At 51.0% G+C, this 16,173-nt stretch carries 11 protein-coding genes; 2 read left to right on the top strand and 9 right to left on the bottom strand.

Going from position 1 to position 16,173, the window contains the following annotated elements:
- The first annotated feature begins 151 nt into the window (after positions 1-151).
- Positions 152-1,552 (top strand): glycoside hydrolase family 140 protein, encoded by a 1,401-nt coding sequence (locus tag ACO1NT_RS16570; RefSeq protein ID WP_449049851.1) that lies wholly within the window; start codon positions 152-154, stop codon positions 1,550-1,552.
- A 4-nt stretch (positions 1,553-1,556) separates the two neighbouring features.
- Here ACO1NT_RS16570 and ACO1NT_RS16565 read toward each other — a convergent pair whose 3' ends face one another.
- From ACO1NT_RS16565 to ACO1NT_RS16555, 3 genes are read right to left on the bottom strand one after another with little or no spacing between them, the layout of a single operon-like run.
- Positions 1,557-3,212 (bottom strand): FAD-dependent oxidoreductase, encoded by a 1,656-nt coding sequence (locus ACO1NT_RS16565; RefSeq protein WP_449049850.1) that lies wholly within the window; start codon positions 3,210-3,212, stop codon positions 1,557-1,559.
- Positions 3,213-3,255: 43 nt separating this feature from the next.
- The gene (locus tag ACO1NT_RS16560; RefSeq protein WP_449049849.1) at positions 3,256-4,980 is read right to left on the bottom strand and encodes an FAD-dependent oxidoreductase; all 1,725 of its coding nucleotides are present in this window, start codon (positions 4,978-4,980) and stop codon (positions 3,256-3,258) included.
- A gap of 13 nt (positions 4,981-4,993) precedes the next feature.
- The gene (locus tag ACO1NT_RS16555; RefSeq protein WP_449049904.1) at positions 4,994-5,104 is read right to left on the bottom strand and encodes a RagB/SusD family nutrient uptake outer membrane protein; all 111 of its coding nucleotides are present in this window, start codon (positions 5,102-5,104) and stop codon (positions 4,994-4,996) included.
- Between the two features lie 787 nt (positions 5,105-5,891).
- On the opposite strand from ACO1NT_RS16555, the gene ACO1NT_RS16550 reads away from it, so the two are divergent.
- Positions 5,892-6,857, top strand: coding sequence for a TolB family protein (locus ACO1NT_RS16550; protein WP_449049848.1), 966 nt, complete (start codon positions 5,892-5,894; stop codon positions 6,855-6,857).
- 53 nt (positions 6,858-6,910) lie between these two features.
- Here ACO1NT_RS16550 and ACO1NT_RS16545 read toward each other — a convergent pair whose 3' ends face one another.
- From ACO1NT_RS16545 to ACO1NT_RS16520, 6 genes are all read right to left on the bottom strand, one after another.
- Positions 6,911-7,789: a glycerophosphodiester phosphodiesterase gene (locus ACO1NT_RS16545; RefSeq protein ID WP_449049847.1), complete on the bottom strand. Its 879-nt coding sequence runs from the start codon at positions 7,787-7,789 to the stop codon at positions 6,911-6,913.
- A 75-nt stretch (positions 7,790-7,864) separates the two neighbouring features.
- Positions 7,865-9,664, bottom strand: coding sequence for a RagB/SusD family nutrient uptake outer membrane protein (locus ACO1NT_RS16540; RefSeq protein ID WP_449049846.1), 1,800 nt, complete (start codon positions 9,662-9,664; stop codon positions 7,865-7,867).
- A gap of 18 nt (positions 9,665-9,682) precedes the next feature.
- Positions 9,683-13,060 carry a SusC/RagA family TonB-linked outer membrane protein gene (locus tag ACO1NT_RS16535; RefSeq protein ID WP_449049845.1) on the bottom strand — a complete coding sequence of 1,126 codons (3,378 nt, stop codon included), beginning with the start codon at positions 13,058-13,060 and terminating at the stop codon, positions 9,683-9,685.
- A 177-nt stretch (positions 13,061-13,237) separates the two neighbouring features.
- Complete coding sequence (locus ACO1NT_RS16530) at positions 13,238-14,119, bottom strand: glycerophosphodiester phosphodiesterase family protein (RefSeq protein WP_449049844.1); 882 nt, start codon at positions 14,117-14,119, stop codon at positions 13,238-13,240.
- Positions 14,120-14,148: 29 nt separating this feature from the next.
- A complete protein-coding gene (locus ACO1NT_RS16525) occupies positions 14,149-15,108 on the bottom strand; it encodes a glycerophosphodiester phosphodiesterase family protein (RefSeq protein WP_449049843.1) in 960 nt (319 codons plus the stop codon).
- Positions 15,109-15,259: 151 nt separating this feature from the next.
- The gene (locus ACO1NT_RS16520) at positions 15,260-16,168 is read right to left on the bottom strand and encodes a PfkB family carbohydrate kinase (RefSeq protein ID WP_449049842.1); all 909 of its coding nucleotides are present in this window, start codon (positions 16,166-16,168) and stop codon (positions 15,260-15,262) included.
- Positions 16,169-16,173: the final 5 nt, after the last annotated feature.

Genomic DNA, 16,173 nt, shown 5'->3' with positions numbered 1-16,173 from the left:
TACAAAACTACCAAAACCCGTAGGACTCTGCAATTTATTTGGATCGGATCGGATACAATTTCGTTAGTTTTCGCCATTGTTTATTACTTTTATGCTAAATAACACATGGTTATAAATAAATATATCGTAAACTTCTTACCATAATTTCGTTATGCATCCACTCCGCTCATTTTCATTGGCATTTGTTGCCTTTATGGTCACCTTGGCTGTGTATGGTCAAGGAAAATGGCCGCACGGTCGAGTCACTGTGGCACCCGACGGCCATTACCTGCAATATGAAGACGGAACGCCATTCTTCTGGCTTGGAGATACCGCGTGGGAGCTGTTCCATCGCCTTACCCGGGAGGAAATCGGCCAATACCTCGATAACCGGAAGGAAAAGGGATTCAACGTGATCCAGGCTGTGGTATTGGCAGAGATGGACGGACTGTTTACACCCAACCAATATGGGGATATCCCATTGGTGGACCAAGACCCCGAAAAGCCGAACGAATCTTATTTCCAACTGGTGGATGACGTGCTGCAAATGGCCGCCGAAAGGCAACTTTGCATGGGGCTCCTGCCAACGTGGGGCGATAAGGTAACGCGTATGTGGGGCGGTGGCCCTGAGGTGTTCTCGGTCGAAAATGCATATCATTACGGCCGTTGGCTGGGCGACAGATATAGGGAAAAAGAAAATATCATCTGGATACTGGGTGGTGACCGGCCGGCCATCCACGATTCGGTAGATACACGCCCCATCTGGCGCGAGATAGCGCGGGGAATCCTCGAGGCTACCGCTGGCGAGGCCCTCATCACCTACCATATTTCAGGGGGCAAACAGTCCACCTCACAGCAAATCCATCGCGAACCCTGGCTGCAGGTGAACATGATGCAATCCGGCCATGGATCGGGCCACGACGTTCCCGTATGGGAATGGATTACGCGCGACCGGGCCATGATGCCTACCAAACCCACGCTGGATTCCGAGCCCAATTATGAAGATCATCCCGTAAATCCGTGGCCGCAGTGGGACCCAAAGAACGGGTATTTCGACGATTATGATGTGCGCAAACAAACCTATCGTTCGGTCTTTGCAGGTGCCTGCGGCGTTACCTACGGCCACCACAGTATCTGGCAATTCTGGAGCGAAAGGGAAGAAAAAATCAACCATGCCGACCGGTACTGGACCGAAGCGCTGGATCGACCAGGAGCTTTCCAAGTCGGCTACCTGCGGCGGCTCATCGAATCGCGCCCATTTGCTGACCGCATCCCCGACCAGACCATCATTGTAAACGGACAGGGGGAAAAGGGCCAGCATATCCGGGCGTTTAGGGATGGCGCAGGCAGCTACCTCATGGCTTACATCCCGCAGGGCCGCACCATTACGGTAGATGTAACGTCCCTCAACGCCGGGGCCCTGCGGGGGTGGTGGTTCAATCCGGCTACGGCCGATACCGTCGATATCGGACCGGTGGAACATACGCGTTCACTCGAATTGACAACACCCACATTGGGTTTCGGCAACGATTGGGTGTTGGTGATTGATGGGGTGGCGGCTATGCGAAGATAATCAATCATTTGGAGGGCACAGCCAAAACCTGCCCAGCCGCCAACAGCTCCTTTTCAAGCGCCGCATACGCCACTCCCTGCACGTCCGTCCCGTTGTCGATGGCCAGCGAAGCTGCCAACGCCGCGCTTTGCCCGAGTATCATGAATACCGGTTCCATACGGATGCTGCCGAAAGCAATGTGTGAGCTCGATAGGCACACCGGCACCAGCAGATTGGTGCACTCGTCCTGCTTGGGCACCAACGAGCCGTACGAAATCCGGTACGGCTGCTTCGGGTGCACCCCGATATCCCCTTCGTTCTGCACGTACCCATCGGGCTTTACGTAGCGCTGCACGTTGTGAGAATCCAACGTATAGGAGCCCATGCCCACCGGCTCTGCGACCTCACGTTCGCTGAACGTATCGTACTCGGTCATCACATACTGCCCCACCATCCGCCGAGCCTCGCGAATGTATAGCTGGTGTGGCCAGTTCCCGTTATCCGTGAACTCGTCTTTGGCCAGCCCCCACTGGGCCATCTCGTCCCGTACTTCCGCCGGTACCTGCGGATCGTTCGCCAGAAAGTACATCAACCCTTTCTGGTAATCCGCATGTTCCTTGATGATTTCCCGCCGGCGCTCGTAGCTCGCCTCCGGGTAGTCATAGTTCATCCCGATAAAGTCCGTGCTAAACGGGCCATGGTTATTCGTGTCCGTCTTCCGGTTGGGTATCGGGTCGAACTTTTGGAATGTCTCCCGCCAGCCCGAGGCAAACACCCGGACCAGCAATTCATAGTGATCGGGGTTGTAGTGATCGGGCTTCGGAAATGCCACGCGATTATCAGGGTGGTTGCTCAGGCACATCCGAAAGCAGTAGGCCTGCACGCGGTGGTCGCCGGCACCGTACTCGCCTGGATGTTCGGCGGATACGCCGTACAGCAACCCGCTGGTGCTGTCGCCCGGCACCCTGTACGGGCTGATGTCGCTTTTGAACCAATGGCCGTGGTGCAGTACCCCTGTCTGCACACCATTCCATTTTTCGCCGTATAGGCTATTCGCCTCCCGGCCCACATGGTAGCTCACCCCGGCCGCGGCCATCAGGTCACCCTCGTAGGTTGCATCGATGAATACTTTGCCCGTATAGGTATTACCGCTGAGCATGGTAATCGACATGATGCGGGTTCCCTCCATGGCCACCCCACTTTCGCGGTCGAGCCACTCGTCCCTGCGAACGTCAATTCCATATTCCTTCACATAATCCTCAAAGACCTTCTCGGCCACATGCGGCTCGAATATCCACATGGTGCGGGCGGCACCGTCCATGGCCGGTGTGCCCTGGCCCTTGTTGCCGTATTCTGCATGCTGCTGCCATCGCCATGCAGTGCTGTCTTCGTAATGCAGGTACACCCGGTGGTAGAAATCGCGCGCTAGGCCACCGATCACCGATTTGTCGCCCGTGTCGGTGAAACCCAGCCCGCCCGACGACAGGCCGCCAAGGTGCTTGTCGGGCGACACCACGATGACTGATTTGCCCGACTTCGTGGCCTGTACCGCCGCCGTGATGGCGGCCGACGTGCCACCGTAGATGATGATATCCGCATCGAATGAATCCTCCTTTTTACAGGATAAGGCGGAAATAGCAACCACCAATAGAAACCAACATGATTGTGTCGTTCGTATCATAACATCGTTTTATCTACCGGCTTTATAAGTGTATGCGTAGTTCTTATTCATCGATTTGGATTTCCAGTATCTGTTTGTCTTTTAACAACATGTTCTTCAATACCGCATAATCGATATCCTGCACAGCCACTCCCTCGTCTATTGCTTGGCATGCTGCCGTAGCCGCCGACTGTCCCAACACCATAAACACGGGTTCCATACGGATGGAGCCAAAGGCAATATGTGTTGCGCTTACGCAGACCGGCACCAACAAATTACCACATTCCGTTTCCTTGGGCACAATGGAACGGTAACTGATTGGATACGGATATTTCACATGGGCTTCCACATTTCCCTCATTCTGTACAAAACCGTTCACGTCCACATACCGCTGTATGTGGTGCGAATCCATCCCGTACGCGCCCATGCCTACCGGATCGTCCACCACGTCTATCCGTTCGCAGTTTTTCTGGGTCATCACGTAACCGCCCACCATGCGCCGTGCCTCGCGGATATAGAGCTGCTGTTGCCAACCGCCGCTCCCTTCCCCATACTCATCTTTGCATGTGCCCCATTTTGATACGGCGGCCCGCACCTTTGCCGGTATCCGCGGGTGGTAGGCCAATGTCCACATCAAACCTTGTTGATAATCTTTGTGCGCTTGCACGATCCGCTCCCGCTCTTCGTAGCTTGCTTCGGGGTAGCGGTGGTTTTGCCCGACGAAATCGGTGGAGAACCCTTTTTGGTTGTTGGTATCCGTTTTTCGATTGGGCATCGGCGAGTTGATCCAGGGTACCAGCTTGTCGCCATATGGGTACATCTTTTCGATGGGTCCCGGGGCTGCCTCATAGTTCCTGAAGAGCAATTCATAATTTCGCTCGTCGTAATTCGCTGGCTTCTTGAAAGGTATACGGTTGTCAGGATGGTCGGTCAACGTCATCCGGAAACAGTACGCCTGTATCTTATCGTCACCTTCACCATCCACCCCAGGGGGGCCTTCTGCAATATAAGGTAGTAGCCCACTTTGCGGATCGCCTTTCACCACATAGGGGTCTACCCGGTCGATAAAGTTGTGGTTGTAGGCGTTCCGGGAAAGCGTCCAGTTCAGTGTACGGCTTATTTTATTGGCCTGCACGCCGTTCAGCGTTTCACCGTATTCGCGGTTGGCTTCCCGTCCGATGCGGTAACTGACTCCCGCGGCGGCCATTAAATCGCCTTCATAAGTAGCATCGATAAACATTTTCGCGGCATACCTTGCCCCGCTTTCCATTTCAATCGATTCGATACGGTTACCTTCTTTATCGACGCCGGTTTCCCGGTTCAGCTGTTCGCCGTATACGACCTCGACTTCCTCTTTGGCCAGCATCCGGCGGTAAACCTCCAAGGCAGCCGAGGGCTCGAAGGTCCACATGGCATCTTCACCGGCATCCGTACGGGTCTGCCCTTCGTCGATGTATTCATCCCGGCGTTGCCATTTCCAGTTTGCCGGGTCATCGTAATACGCCCGGATATATTGGTAGAACTCCCGGGATATGCCGCCAATGACATATTTGTTGCCGATATCGGTTTGCCCCAACCCACCGGTGGTAAGTCCTCCCAAACGGTGGGTCGGCTCGATGACCACGACCGATTTACCCATCCTCGATGCTTGTATGGCCGATGCAACTCCGGCGGAGGTTCCGCCGTAAATGACCACATCGTATCGCTTTTCCTGCCCCGACACCGATGGACAATTCGCCAGTAGAACCATACTGAACCCCAGTAGCGGGATGATTTTTCTTGAGATCATAATGAAGTGTTTATTATTCCCAATAGGGGTTTTGTATCAAACTCGGATTTGTTTTCCTTTCGACATAAGGAATGGGCCAAAGATAATCCTTTTTCGACCGGCTATATGAAAAAAGATAAACCAACAAGGCACTGTCTCCCTAAGCAACACCGCAATGGGTTCAGGATATCCCGCACCGGGTTCAGGAAACACCGACCCGAACCCTGTACAACGCAATCTGGTTCCATCCCTACGCCACCTGAACCCGGGTGACACCCGACTGGGTTCAAGTGAAATGGACAACGATCCATGTGGAACCGACAGGGGTTCATGCCGAACGCACCCGGGTCCGGTTGCACCCTGAGGGGATTGTGGTGAAGCCGCCTTGGGTTCGGGTGGAGTCATCATGCGTTAGGGTGAGCTTATCTTGAGTTCAGGTTGCATCAAGGTGGGTTCAGGTTGGGTCATCTGGGATTGGGTTTGAGCTGCCATGAATCGATGTGAAACGCACATGGTTTACTTACGCGTCCGGCCGGATCCAGATTGAACCAAAAGGGAGCCGGGTGAAGCCTACCCGAACCCATGTGGAACGAAGCCGGTTTCAGCTTGCGTCTGGCAGAACCCAGTCTGGCACAACATGGCCCCATGTCGGCGCAACATCAACCCATGTCGGCGCAACATCAACCCATGTCGGCGCAACATCAACCCATGTCGGTGTAACATGAACTCATGTCGGTGTAACATGGACTCATGCCGGTATGGCCAGAACTCAGTGCGGCATATCCTGAACCTCTGTTCGCGTGAAAACCGATGGAATCAGTGTAGGCATAGGCGCACCTATTTTAGAAAAACTTCCTGTTTCCGCGGGATTTATCGGGTTTTGTCGGATTACGTATATTTGTAACAGTTCTTTAAATAATATCGAAATGAGGATGTCATTGATTTTGTTCATCGCCTTTGCCTTTTTTATGTCGTGCACCAAAGACGATAATCGGGGAAATACCGGCCAAGATCCGTCGATGAAAGGCACATTGGTGTATCCCTCGGCCGACGAGCTGATGGTGTACTCCTTTGCGGATAAAATCGAACGGACGGTTTTTTCAGCAGGGTACGGATACAACGTCTCCGCCGACGGTAGCATGTTCCTATGGTTCGACTATAACGCCTTCGAAAGCGAGTCTACCATCCATATCCATCGCTTCGACGACGTCGAATCCAGCGATAGCTTCACTGCGCCCTACGCGATTGAAAAAACGCCGGACTTCAGGCCAGGCAGCGAATCCTTGGGGGTGTTGGTAAAATCGGCCGATGAGCCATTACTCCGTACAGACTTCCATTTGATGGACCGTGCGGGCAAAAGCCTGGCCATGGTTCCACATGTCAAGGATTTTGCCTTCTCGCCCGATGGCGACGATCTGATCATTGCGGCAGAAGCACTGGATGCCCAGGGAAATCCGGCAGGTTATGCCATTGCCAAAATAAGCGACTTTGCTGTGGAAGGACAAGCCGTATCCAACGTAATCCGCACGTTTGCCGATTATAGCACGGTACCGGTCGACCTTGCCATTTCGCCAGATGGGGCCACGATAGCCTACACCTTCAACAACCACATTTATACGTTGTTACTTACGAAAGGTGCCGAGCACAAGCAGGTCACCGATTCCCGTTTCAATGAGTGGGATGCAGGGTGGAGCCCGGATGGGAAATACCTGGTATTGGGCTTCAGTGACCAAGCGACCACCAACGATTGCAGTGAACTAAGAATCGTGCCCGCCGATCCTTCGTCGCCTATCCAATTAGTGCCGGGTTACGATGACGAGCCCGTTGATGACCTGCAGCCCACGGCGGGAGGAAAAGCAATACACGGGTGTGCGGTAGCGGGAATAAAGTGGTTCTAACCATTCAACGCATTGTCGGCGACAAGTGAAGTGATATAGGAAGTTGTAAGCAGCTACTCGTATCCTTTCTCTTTTAGTCGTTGTATTAACATTTTTGGATAGTTCGAAAAGATAGCCTTAAGTTCCGGGTAATACGGGATTACTTTATCCATCGTCTCATAAGTATCCACGCCGTAAACACTTAAAGGTACTCCTGCACCGATGTAATCCGACGGCTTATACGTAGTATTCTCTCCAAAAATTTTCCCATACGACAACTGGGCCCACGCTTGGTGGTAATTTGTTGGATGGGTGGCAGTCATCCATGCAATGTTTATTTTGTACTCGTCAGCCACCTTGTCGCGCACGGCTTTGATCATCTCGTTGCCGGTGGGGATGAGAAACTCGCAGTAGTCTTCGGCATCCATCTCTTTGATGATTTCGCACGCCCGGAGGCAAGCATCGATGGAGTAATCGAGCCCCACGCTACTTCCTTCTTTGGTGAGTTTTTTAACATCTAGCCAGAGCTTCATGCCGTTGGGATTTTGCTTTTTATCTTTTACAGCTGCGATAAAGTCGCGGAGGGTGGGTACTTTTTCGCCATTGGCCAACGTACCCGCTGCACGGATTTCGGCCACCGTATGTTCATAGGGCTCGAGGCCATTGATGAGATGTCCGCTCACGGGATGGGCTACAATGATGTCATTGTCGGCAGTAAGCACGATATCGCATTCGGATGCGTAGCATCCAATCTGCATGGCATATTGGAGGGAAGCGATGGAGCAATCCGGCTTACCGCATTCGAGGTACCCACCGCGATGGGCAACCACTTTGTATACCCGTGCTGGTTCATCGGTTTTGGGGGTATCGATATTGGGGGGAGTTTGTGCCTCGCAACCGAATGTGGTAACCAAAAACAAGCCAGCTAATAGTAGTTGTTGGATAGTGTTCATTTGTTATCGTATTTCTATGTAACCGTCAAAAAATTATGCCACCAGCACGGTTGATGCTGGTGGCATAACGATGTGCTATTCCCATCCGGGGTTTTGTGAGAGACCTGTATTCTCCTGGATGGCTGTTGTGGGCACCGGGCGGACATATTTGTAGTCGCGCCATGTGTGCTGGATGGCCGTACTGGGCAGGATGTTACCCTTCGTGCCTTCCGACAATTTGTGGCCGGCCTCGGAAGCCTCGTCAATCTGCAGGATATTCAAGGTGGATATGAGGCTACTGTTTGTCGTCACAATTGTTTCGGGCTTGCCGTTTTCGTCGAAGTCCAGGGGCGTTTCGATAGCCGGCACCCATATACCCATGCGCTGCCGGGTGAACAGTTCGCCTTGGCGCCAACGGATGATATCATCATAGCGATACCCTTCCATGGTAAGCTCGATGCCCCTTTCCCTACGCACTTCTAAAATAAACGGATCGGTTACTTTGCCTTGGAAGTACTCCACCATATACGGATCGGCTTGCACAGGGTAAATGCTCGTTACCCCAGCCCGCTCACGTAAGGGCTTGATTGTTAGGTTCCACACGTCTTCGGTCATCTCGCCGAGCTCGGCTTTCGCTTCGGCATAGGCGAGGAGTATTTCTGCGTAACGCATAATGGGGACGTCGGTAGCGATTGCCGAGACATGGGTATCTTTCTCCGATTCGTCAGTAAGGAACTTGATGGCATGGTAGCCTGTTCTGGCGAAGGTGACATCCGGTGCCCACTGCGTGGTACCGTTATCGCGCGTGAAGCCAGGGGTACGGATGGTCTGGGCGAGCCGGTAGTCCCGGTCGATGGTCTCCGTGGAGAAGTCGACGCTGTTGTAATCGCTGTACTTGCTAGTGAACGGGGTGCCATCTCGCATCAAATAGGTGTTGACAAATTGCCGGGTGTATGCTCGGTTGGCATGCTGGGAGTTGACAAACTGGTTGTTGATGGCATAAGTGACCAGCAGATCGAGGTCGTAATCGCGAGCCCAGATGAACGCATTGGTGTAGGCGCCAGCGCCATCCTCATGGGTAAACATTTCGCGGTATTGCGATGCACGTTTGCTTGGATTGTCGTACAGTGAATACACCCCGGATTGCATAAGGGCTTCGCATGCGGCGATGCACTCACGGAGGTACATTTCACTTTCGTCGGCCGTCCACGGTTCGTCTGTTGAGGGATCTAGCTCGTGGTACCTACGCATGGTGCCTTCATAGAGTGTGAACCTCGCTTTTAAGGCGAGTGCCACGTAGCGATGGATGTAGGATGCGCGGGCGCGGTACTTTGGCGAGGTGAGGCAGTGGGTAACCGCGTAGTCGAGGTCCTCTAGAATTTTCGAAGCAATGAACTCCCGGTTATCGCGGTCTTTGAAGAGCGACTCGGTATCGTTCACGTCGATCGACGTTCCGTACCAGGGCACCGCTCCGAAAGTCTGGATCTTTTCGAAATAAAACATCGCACGAAAGAACCGCCCCACACCTTCGTAATGATCGAGGATTTCGGGTTCTGCATTGGCCTCGCGCATATTGTCGAGGTAGTAGTTTATCGAACGTAATTGTGACCAGTTGCCTGTTCCCCAATTTGATGCTTCACTGGGGCTATAGCTATCCGTAAAATAAGCGTATTGCCCTTGCCAGAAATGGGTGTCGGAGTAATTATCTCCATCGATAAAGGTATTGATAGCCGGGGCGAAACTCCGGATAAGCCCGTTGGTATAGATCTCGAGCGATGCCTCGTCGGCAAAGAAGGTTTCACTCTCCAATCTATTAGGATTCTCTTGCACTAAATAATCTTCGCAAGATATGGTGGTGAATAAGATCGCAATAACGAAATAATGTAATTTTTTCATGGTTTTATCCTCCTGCTGTTAGAATGTAATATTAAGGCCCATGGTGAGGCTCTTTAACATCGGATAGGTGTAGCCGTCTGCTACCGACGCGAAATCGGTATCATACGACAACCCTTCGGGGTCGAAGTTCGGCGCATATTTATGCAGCGGCGTGAATGTAAATAGATTTTCACCGCTCAGGTAAATATTGAGGCCCTGGAGCCCGATGCGGTTGGCTAAGCGTGTATCGAACGTATAATCCAGCTGGATATTCTTCACCCGAACGAATGATGCATTCTGCATATACCGGGTGTTGGGTATTTCGAGCGCCTTGGTCCAGTTCCGGTTACCGTTTGACTGATAGGTGGTAATTCGCGGCCAGTAGGCGGTATCCCAGTTGTCTCGCTCTTCGCTATACACCTGGTCAGGATCCATATGGTTCTTGGGAATAAACGAGAAAAACGGTCGACCGTATTTACCCCAGAAGTAGCCGGCGTCTGAGCCCGGGTAATAATCCTTTTTCAATACGCCTTGGAAGAACACGGAAAGACCGATACCGTTCCAACTAGACGAAAGGTTGAGCCCGAACTGATACCGGGACGATTGGTTGCCGATAATACGGAGGTCACCGTGGTTGTTGACCTCGAAATTGCCGGGATCGATTACGCCACTTCCGTCGAGATCGGCAAATTTAACCTGTCCCGGACGGGTTACCATATCGGAAGCTTGCCTAAACTCGTGGATGGCCGAATTGTCGATGTCGGCTTGGTCTTTGAACAAACCTACCACCTCATACCCCCAGATTTCGCCAACGGTCATGCCCGGATAAAAAGACGAGGGCGATCCGCCGTTGGCGATGTAACCACTTACGGAACCGAGTGTTCCTGTCTCGTTGGCGTACTTGGTGATGACCGATTTGCTATCCCACAACATCCCCTTAATACTGTAGTTGAATGGTTTGCCGGCAAGTTGTGCTTCGTCTCTCCACTGTAGGGAAACCTCCCAGCCGTCGGTCCTCATCTCGGCATTGTTGCCCTTGGGTGGTGCCGCACCGTACACGGAGGGCAGATTGACGCTCTGTGTATACATGTCGGTGGTATTCCGGCGATACACGTCACCCGTAAACGAGAGCCTGTTCACGAGGAAATCCATATCAAGCCCTACATTATACGTGGAGGCTTTTTCCCATGTTAGAGAAACGGGCGTGATGGTTCCGACAGAAGTGTATGTGGGAAGGGAGCCGCCCAGCACAATGTTACTAGCGGTAGCCACCGACATTTCGGAGGTATACGAATATGGGCTTACGTTGCCGTTGCCCATAGAGCCGGCTGAAAGCCTAATCTTGGCGTTGTCTACCACCCGCTCCGACCACGACATCCAAGATTCATCGGAAATACGCCATGCGACAGAAGCGGAAGGGAAGAAGCCCCATTGCTGATTGAGCGGAAACTTCGAAGAGCCATCGTATCTTCCACTGATTTCGGCCAAATATTTACCTTGGTAGCTGTAATTGAGCCGGTAGAAGCCGCCCATGTACGACCAAGCATTGCCCCCAGATATCGGGTCGGTTGAAACACCATCCATGAGCGAGAACGATGGTTTGGTGGTGGTTATAAAATCAGCACGGGAAACCGCTAATGTTTCATATCGTTGGTTTTCGACGTTCCAACCCAGCAGGGCGGTCAACGAGTGGTCTGGTCCCAACGTAGGCGAGTAAGTCAGATAGGCATTGGCTGCTTGGTAATGCGTATTGTAACCGACTTGCTCCAACTTTGCACCTGCAGACGCCGACTCGTAAAGAATGACACCAGGGCGCTTGGAAAACTCAATAGGCACTTGCATATCCACTCTTTTCCGGTTCGTATAATTGTATGAATAGTCAGCCTGGAATTTCAAGGTATGTTCGATAATATCGATATCAGCCGAGATTTTCTGCCGGAGGTAGAGGTAATCGTTTTCTCTGGACGAAGTGCCTTCGCTGAACGACGCATAGCCGGTGATGGCGGCAGCGGTTGTCCAACTGCCGTCGGGGTTCTTGACCGGCGAAAGCGGATAGCCGACGTGATTGATGGCGCGCTGTATATTGAAATTATTGCGCGGATGCTTCGGCTGATAGTCGTTGATACTCGAAAACGATGTGTTATTGGTGATTTTAAACCATGGCCTTACTTGCAGGGACCCTTTGGCTCGGAAATCGTATTTCTTATAGTTTTCATTGCCAATCTTATAGATGCCGTCAACATCATAGAAGCGCCCTGATATATAATAATCAGAGACCTCATTGCCGCCGGAGATGGACAGGTTGTGTTCGTGTGACATGTTGAAGTCTTTATAGAACAAATCGTACCAATCGGTATTTTCCAGATATGCCCATTCGAACTGACTGTGCCCTTCCAAGGGCATGACGGAGGGCAGCGAAGGATCTTCTCTACGGGCAATAAGCATCTGATGAATTTCCTCCGTATACGGCACGGTACTATCAATATGATCAAGGATAGCGCGGGAGAAATTATAGTATCCGTTGTAGGAGTCGATCCACCAGTTGATCCAATCAAGCCCGTCGGTAACCGATTCGGGAATAACAGTCCGCCTGTTGGCCGATACCGAGCCATTATAATTCAATACAGGTGTTCCCTTTTTGGGACTCTTAGTGGTTATCAAGATGACACCGAACGCTCCTCTGGCCCCATATACTGCCGTGGACGAAGCGTCCTTTAACACGGAAACACTCTCGACATCCTGTGGATTTACTGAATTCAGACTACCTTCAACACCGTCGATCAATACGAGGGACGAACCGCCGGCCCCAATGGATGTTTCGCCCCGCACGTTGAGCGAGGTGGACCTGGAGGGCTTGCTATCGATAAACGATATATTAAGCCCCGCTACTTCGCCTTGTAAAGAACGGGCCAGGTTTGCCGTGGGCCGATTAGCGAGTACTTCACCCGTTACTTGCTCAACCGCACCGACTAGATCTCTTTTTTTCATGGTGGCATACCCCACCACAACGACTTCGTCTAAATCGCTAGTCGATGTTTTCATCGTCACATCGATGGTTGTTTGGCTTCCGATGACCTGCTCCGACGTTTCGAACCCTACCATGGAAAACGACAGAATAGCCCCTTGCTGGGGAACCGAAATCCGATAGTAGCCCTCGGCACCTGTGGTGACCACCTGGGTTGTCCCTTTCAGGGTTACGGTTACACCTTCTAGGGTATTTCCTTCCTCGTCGGTAACTGTGCCAGACACGAAGCGCTGCTGGTTGGAATCAACACCAGTTACCGTAAGTACGTTGGCACGAAGATGCAGACATCCGCATAAGATCAGAAATGCCGATAATTTTAGTGTGCGCCATAATTGGTCCTTTCTTCCGGCGGGCGATATAGCACCCGATTCGGAAAATCCATAATTAATCATTACGTTTGAACATTTTAGTAAATAAATAATCAGTTTACGAAGTGCCTTCCTACGGCACTTCTCCGAACAACTGGGGGAGTGTTAGCCGCACTCCCTTCGTTTTGCATTTTTATTTTCCCATACACATTATTTTAATGGTTCAATGTAATTGCCGGATATCGCAATACAGCGCCTGCATTATTTTTTGTTTACAAACATCGCGGGGAAGTCTGTCTCAATGATATCGGGCTTTCTTATTAGTTCTTCGCTATACGCCTTCACACGTTCTATGTCTGTCTTTTTCTTATCGGCGGTAGGGTGAATAGAAATGAAACACATCACCCCTTTTTTACGCAAATAATCATAGACGGCTTCATACTGCGGATCCATGGTATAGCCAACATAGGCCATAATCCTGTTAAAAGGGATATCGGTTGCGATAAAAGCGTCCAACTCAGCTTGATTCATGATAGCCACACAAAGCATCACCTGGTCTAGCCGATCATAGTAAAACAGCGCCTCTTCCATGGAGCGAACGGAAAGCACGATGTTGTGGTAATCGCTGTCTTGAAACAACTGGACATATTTTTCCCACGGCACGCGCTTATTATCCAAATTAAAAATAGTTTTGTCCTTGCCCCACTCCAATGCTTCCACAAGCGTTGGTATCTTGAATTCGGTGAGGTTACCCTGCCGATCTTTCAACCGTGCGTCGCGGAGCTCCGCATAGGTATAATCGCTCACTGCGCCGCGGAGATTGGTAGTACGGTCGAGTGTTTTGTCATGCATCAAAATAATCACGCTATCTTTGGTCATTTGCGGGTCGATTTCGAAGAACGACGGCAGGTACGTCAACGTTTGTTCCATAGCCTCGATACTGTTTTCTGGGTAGCCGGGTAGCATACCGCCCCGGTGGCCAGAGATAATCACCGGTTTGCTCGCATCATAGTGGAAATGCTGCTGCAATTCGGAGAAGTTGTGGATAGGGATGGTATGCAGCTTTTGCTGGCCAAGGGCAGGAGCCGACAGGAACCATAAACCAGAAACGACAACTAGGGATCTTAACACGTAATTTTCCATAACTTATATTTTTTGCCTAAATTCATTTATTAACGACGTCCGCTTTTTTCCAAATATTCAATGAGTGCTTTGGGCTCGTTGGTCAGTAAAATGGTTGCTCCGTGATCGATAAGCCAACCCCAGGCACCGTCCGGGTCACCGTTTATGGCTCGGTCGTCGTGGTGACCGGCCGACCACTGTGCCGCACATGGCGTCATCCATATCTTCACATTGCGTGAAAGTAAATCTTCATACTGCTGAAAAAATGCCGAGTTCTCGGTCTGAAAAGAAATTTCCATCACGTTTGGTCGATAAGCGGCTATGTAGTCATCGATCTTTTGTAGCGGCTTTACATTCTTGTCCAAAGAAATTACGGCCATAAAGGGTGATCCCTTGATATACGGCATCCGAGATGCAATAGCAGTAACGCCTAATCCCGATTTCGGCACCGCTATATCAAAAGTTCCGGTTTCCTTCAGGATTTCGCCAATTTCTTCGAAGTAGCCATCCCCTTTATCTATGTTGACCAATACCTTCCCTTTAGCAAACCTCATCGCTTCTTCTAACGTGGGAATGCGGTGTTTGGTAAGTTTACCTTTATGGTTCTTGAGCCTTAGTTTTTTTATTTCTTCCAACGTATGGTTAGCGACTAAACCAGCGCCATTGGTTGTTCTATCGAGCGTCTTATCGTGCATAAGAACGAGAACACCGTCTTTGGTCTGTCGAACGTCTACCTCCACCATATCGACACCAAGATCCATAGCCTTTTCCATGGCAGCAATCGAGTTTTCTGGCGCCCCATGCCAGTCCCCCCTATGGGCAACTACCATGACGTAATTACTTCGTGGCTTGGTCAACTCCTCTTTTAGAAATTCAATAGATTCTACCTGGGTTGCTCGCTGCGTAGTATCTGTTGGTATATGGGCCCTTTTGCCCCAACCATCTGATGGAGATGATAAAACGACACAACATAGCGTACCCCTAAGAAAATGTTTAATGAATCCTTTCATATCAAGCGTTAAATGGACGAATTGATGACAGCACCATATCGATAGATTTCACATGTTTAAACGATTAAACAAATTGGCAGCAAAAATATCCATTTTGATGTTTTCATACGATAACTAAACTGTTAATTCTATGCATCATCACCACTCCTTGTCACTTGTTATATTCCATGATAAACTTTTCCAAATCAGCCAATGCATATGGTGGACAACCGCCTTTTTGCGTAGCGATAAACGCTCCGGTCAGCATGGCATTATTCAGTGCCGTGTCCAATGAAGTGCCCGTGAGACGGTAGCGCAGAAAGGTGCCCAAAAACGCATCGCCGCAACCGATGGTATCTACCACCGCCACCGCTACACCAGGCACATCCACCTGCTTCCCTGCCTTGTAATAACTTGCACCATCCGCTCCTCGGGTCACAATCGCCTCGCCGATGTTAAAATAAGCCATCAAGGTGTCGAGTTGCTCCTTCTCGGCGGTCCGCACCGCAGATGGGTTTACTATACCGGTTACCACCGGTAATTCGTCATCACTGATTTTCAATAAATCGGTATCGGCAAGCAGAACAGTAAGCATCTCTTTGTCATAGTAGTTGCCCCTCAAATTGACGTCAAACGCCCGGAAACATTTTTCTGAAAGCAACGTGAACAAAGTCTGCCTAGAAACAGCGTTCCGACAAGCAAGGCTACCGAAAACCAAACAGTCATCAGCCTGGATATCGTTGACGAGTGCGTTATCTTCATGGATATCGTCCCACGCCACGGGCCGCAAGATGTCATAAGACACTTTATTCTTATCTGATACGTTGGCCACCACCCGACCGGTGGCATAACGATCGGTGACTTCTACAAACCGCCTGTCGATAGACCAGCCATCGATAAGCGCCAACATACGGCTCCCAGCGGCGTCTTTTCCAACGCTACTGATCATGTACACATCGAAGCGGTCATCTTTTGCCATGTGGTACGCCACGTTCAACGGAGCCCCACCAGGGTAGTCAGCTCCATTCACTTCGTCCCATAACACTTCACCGAAGCAGAAAATTCGATTATTTTTTCCCATATCAA

Source organism: Parapedobacter sp., from assembly GCF_053550995.1.
Note: the sequence above shows the minus strand (reverse complement) of the source record. Positions and strands in the feature narration are given on the sequence as shown.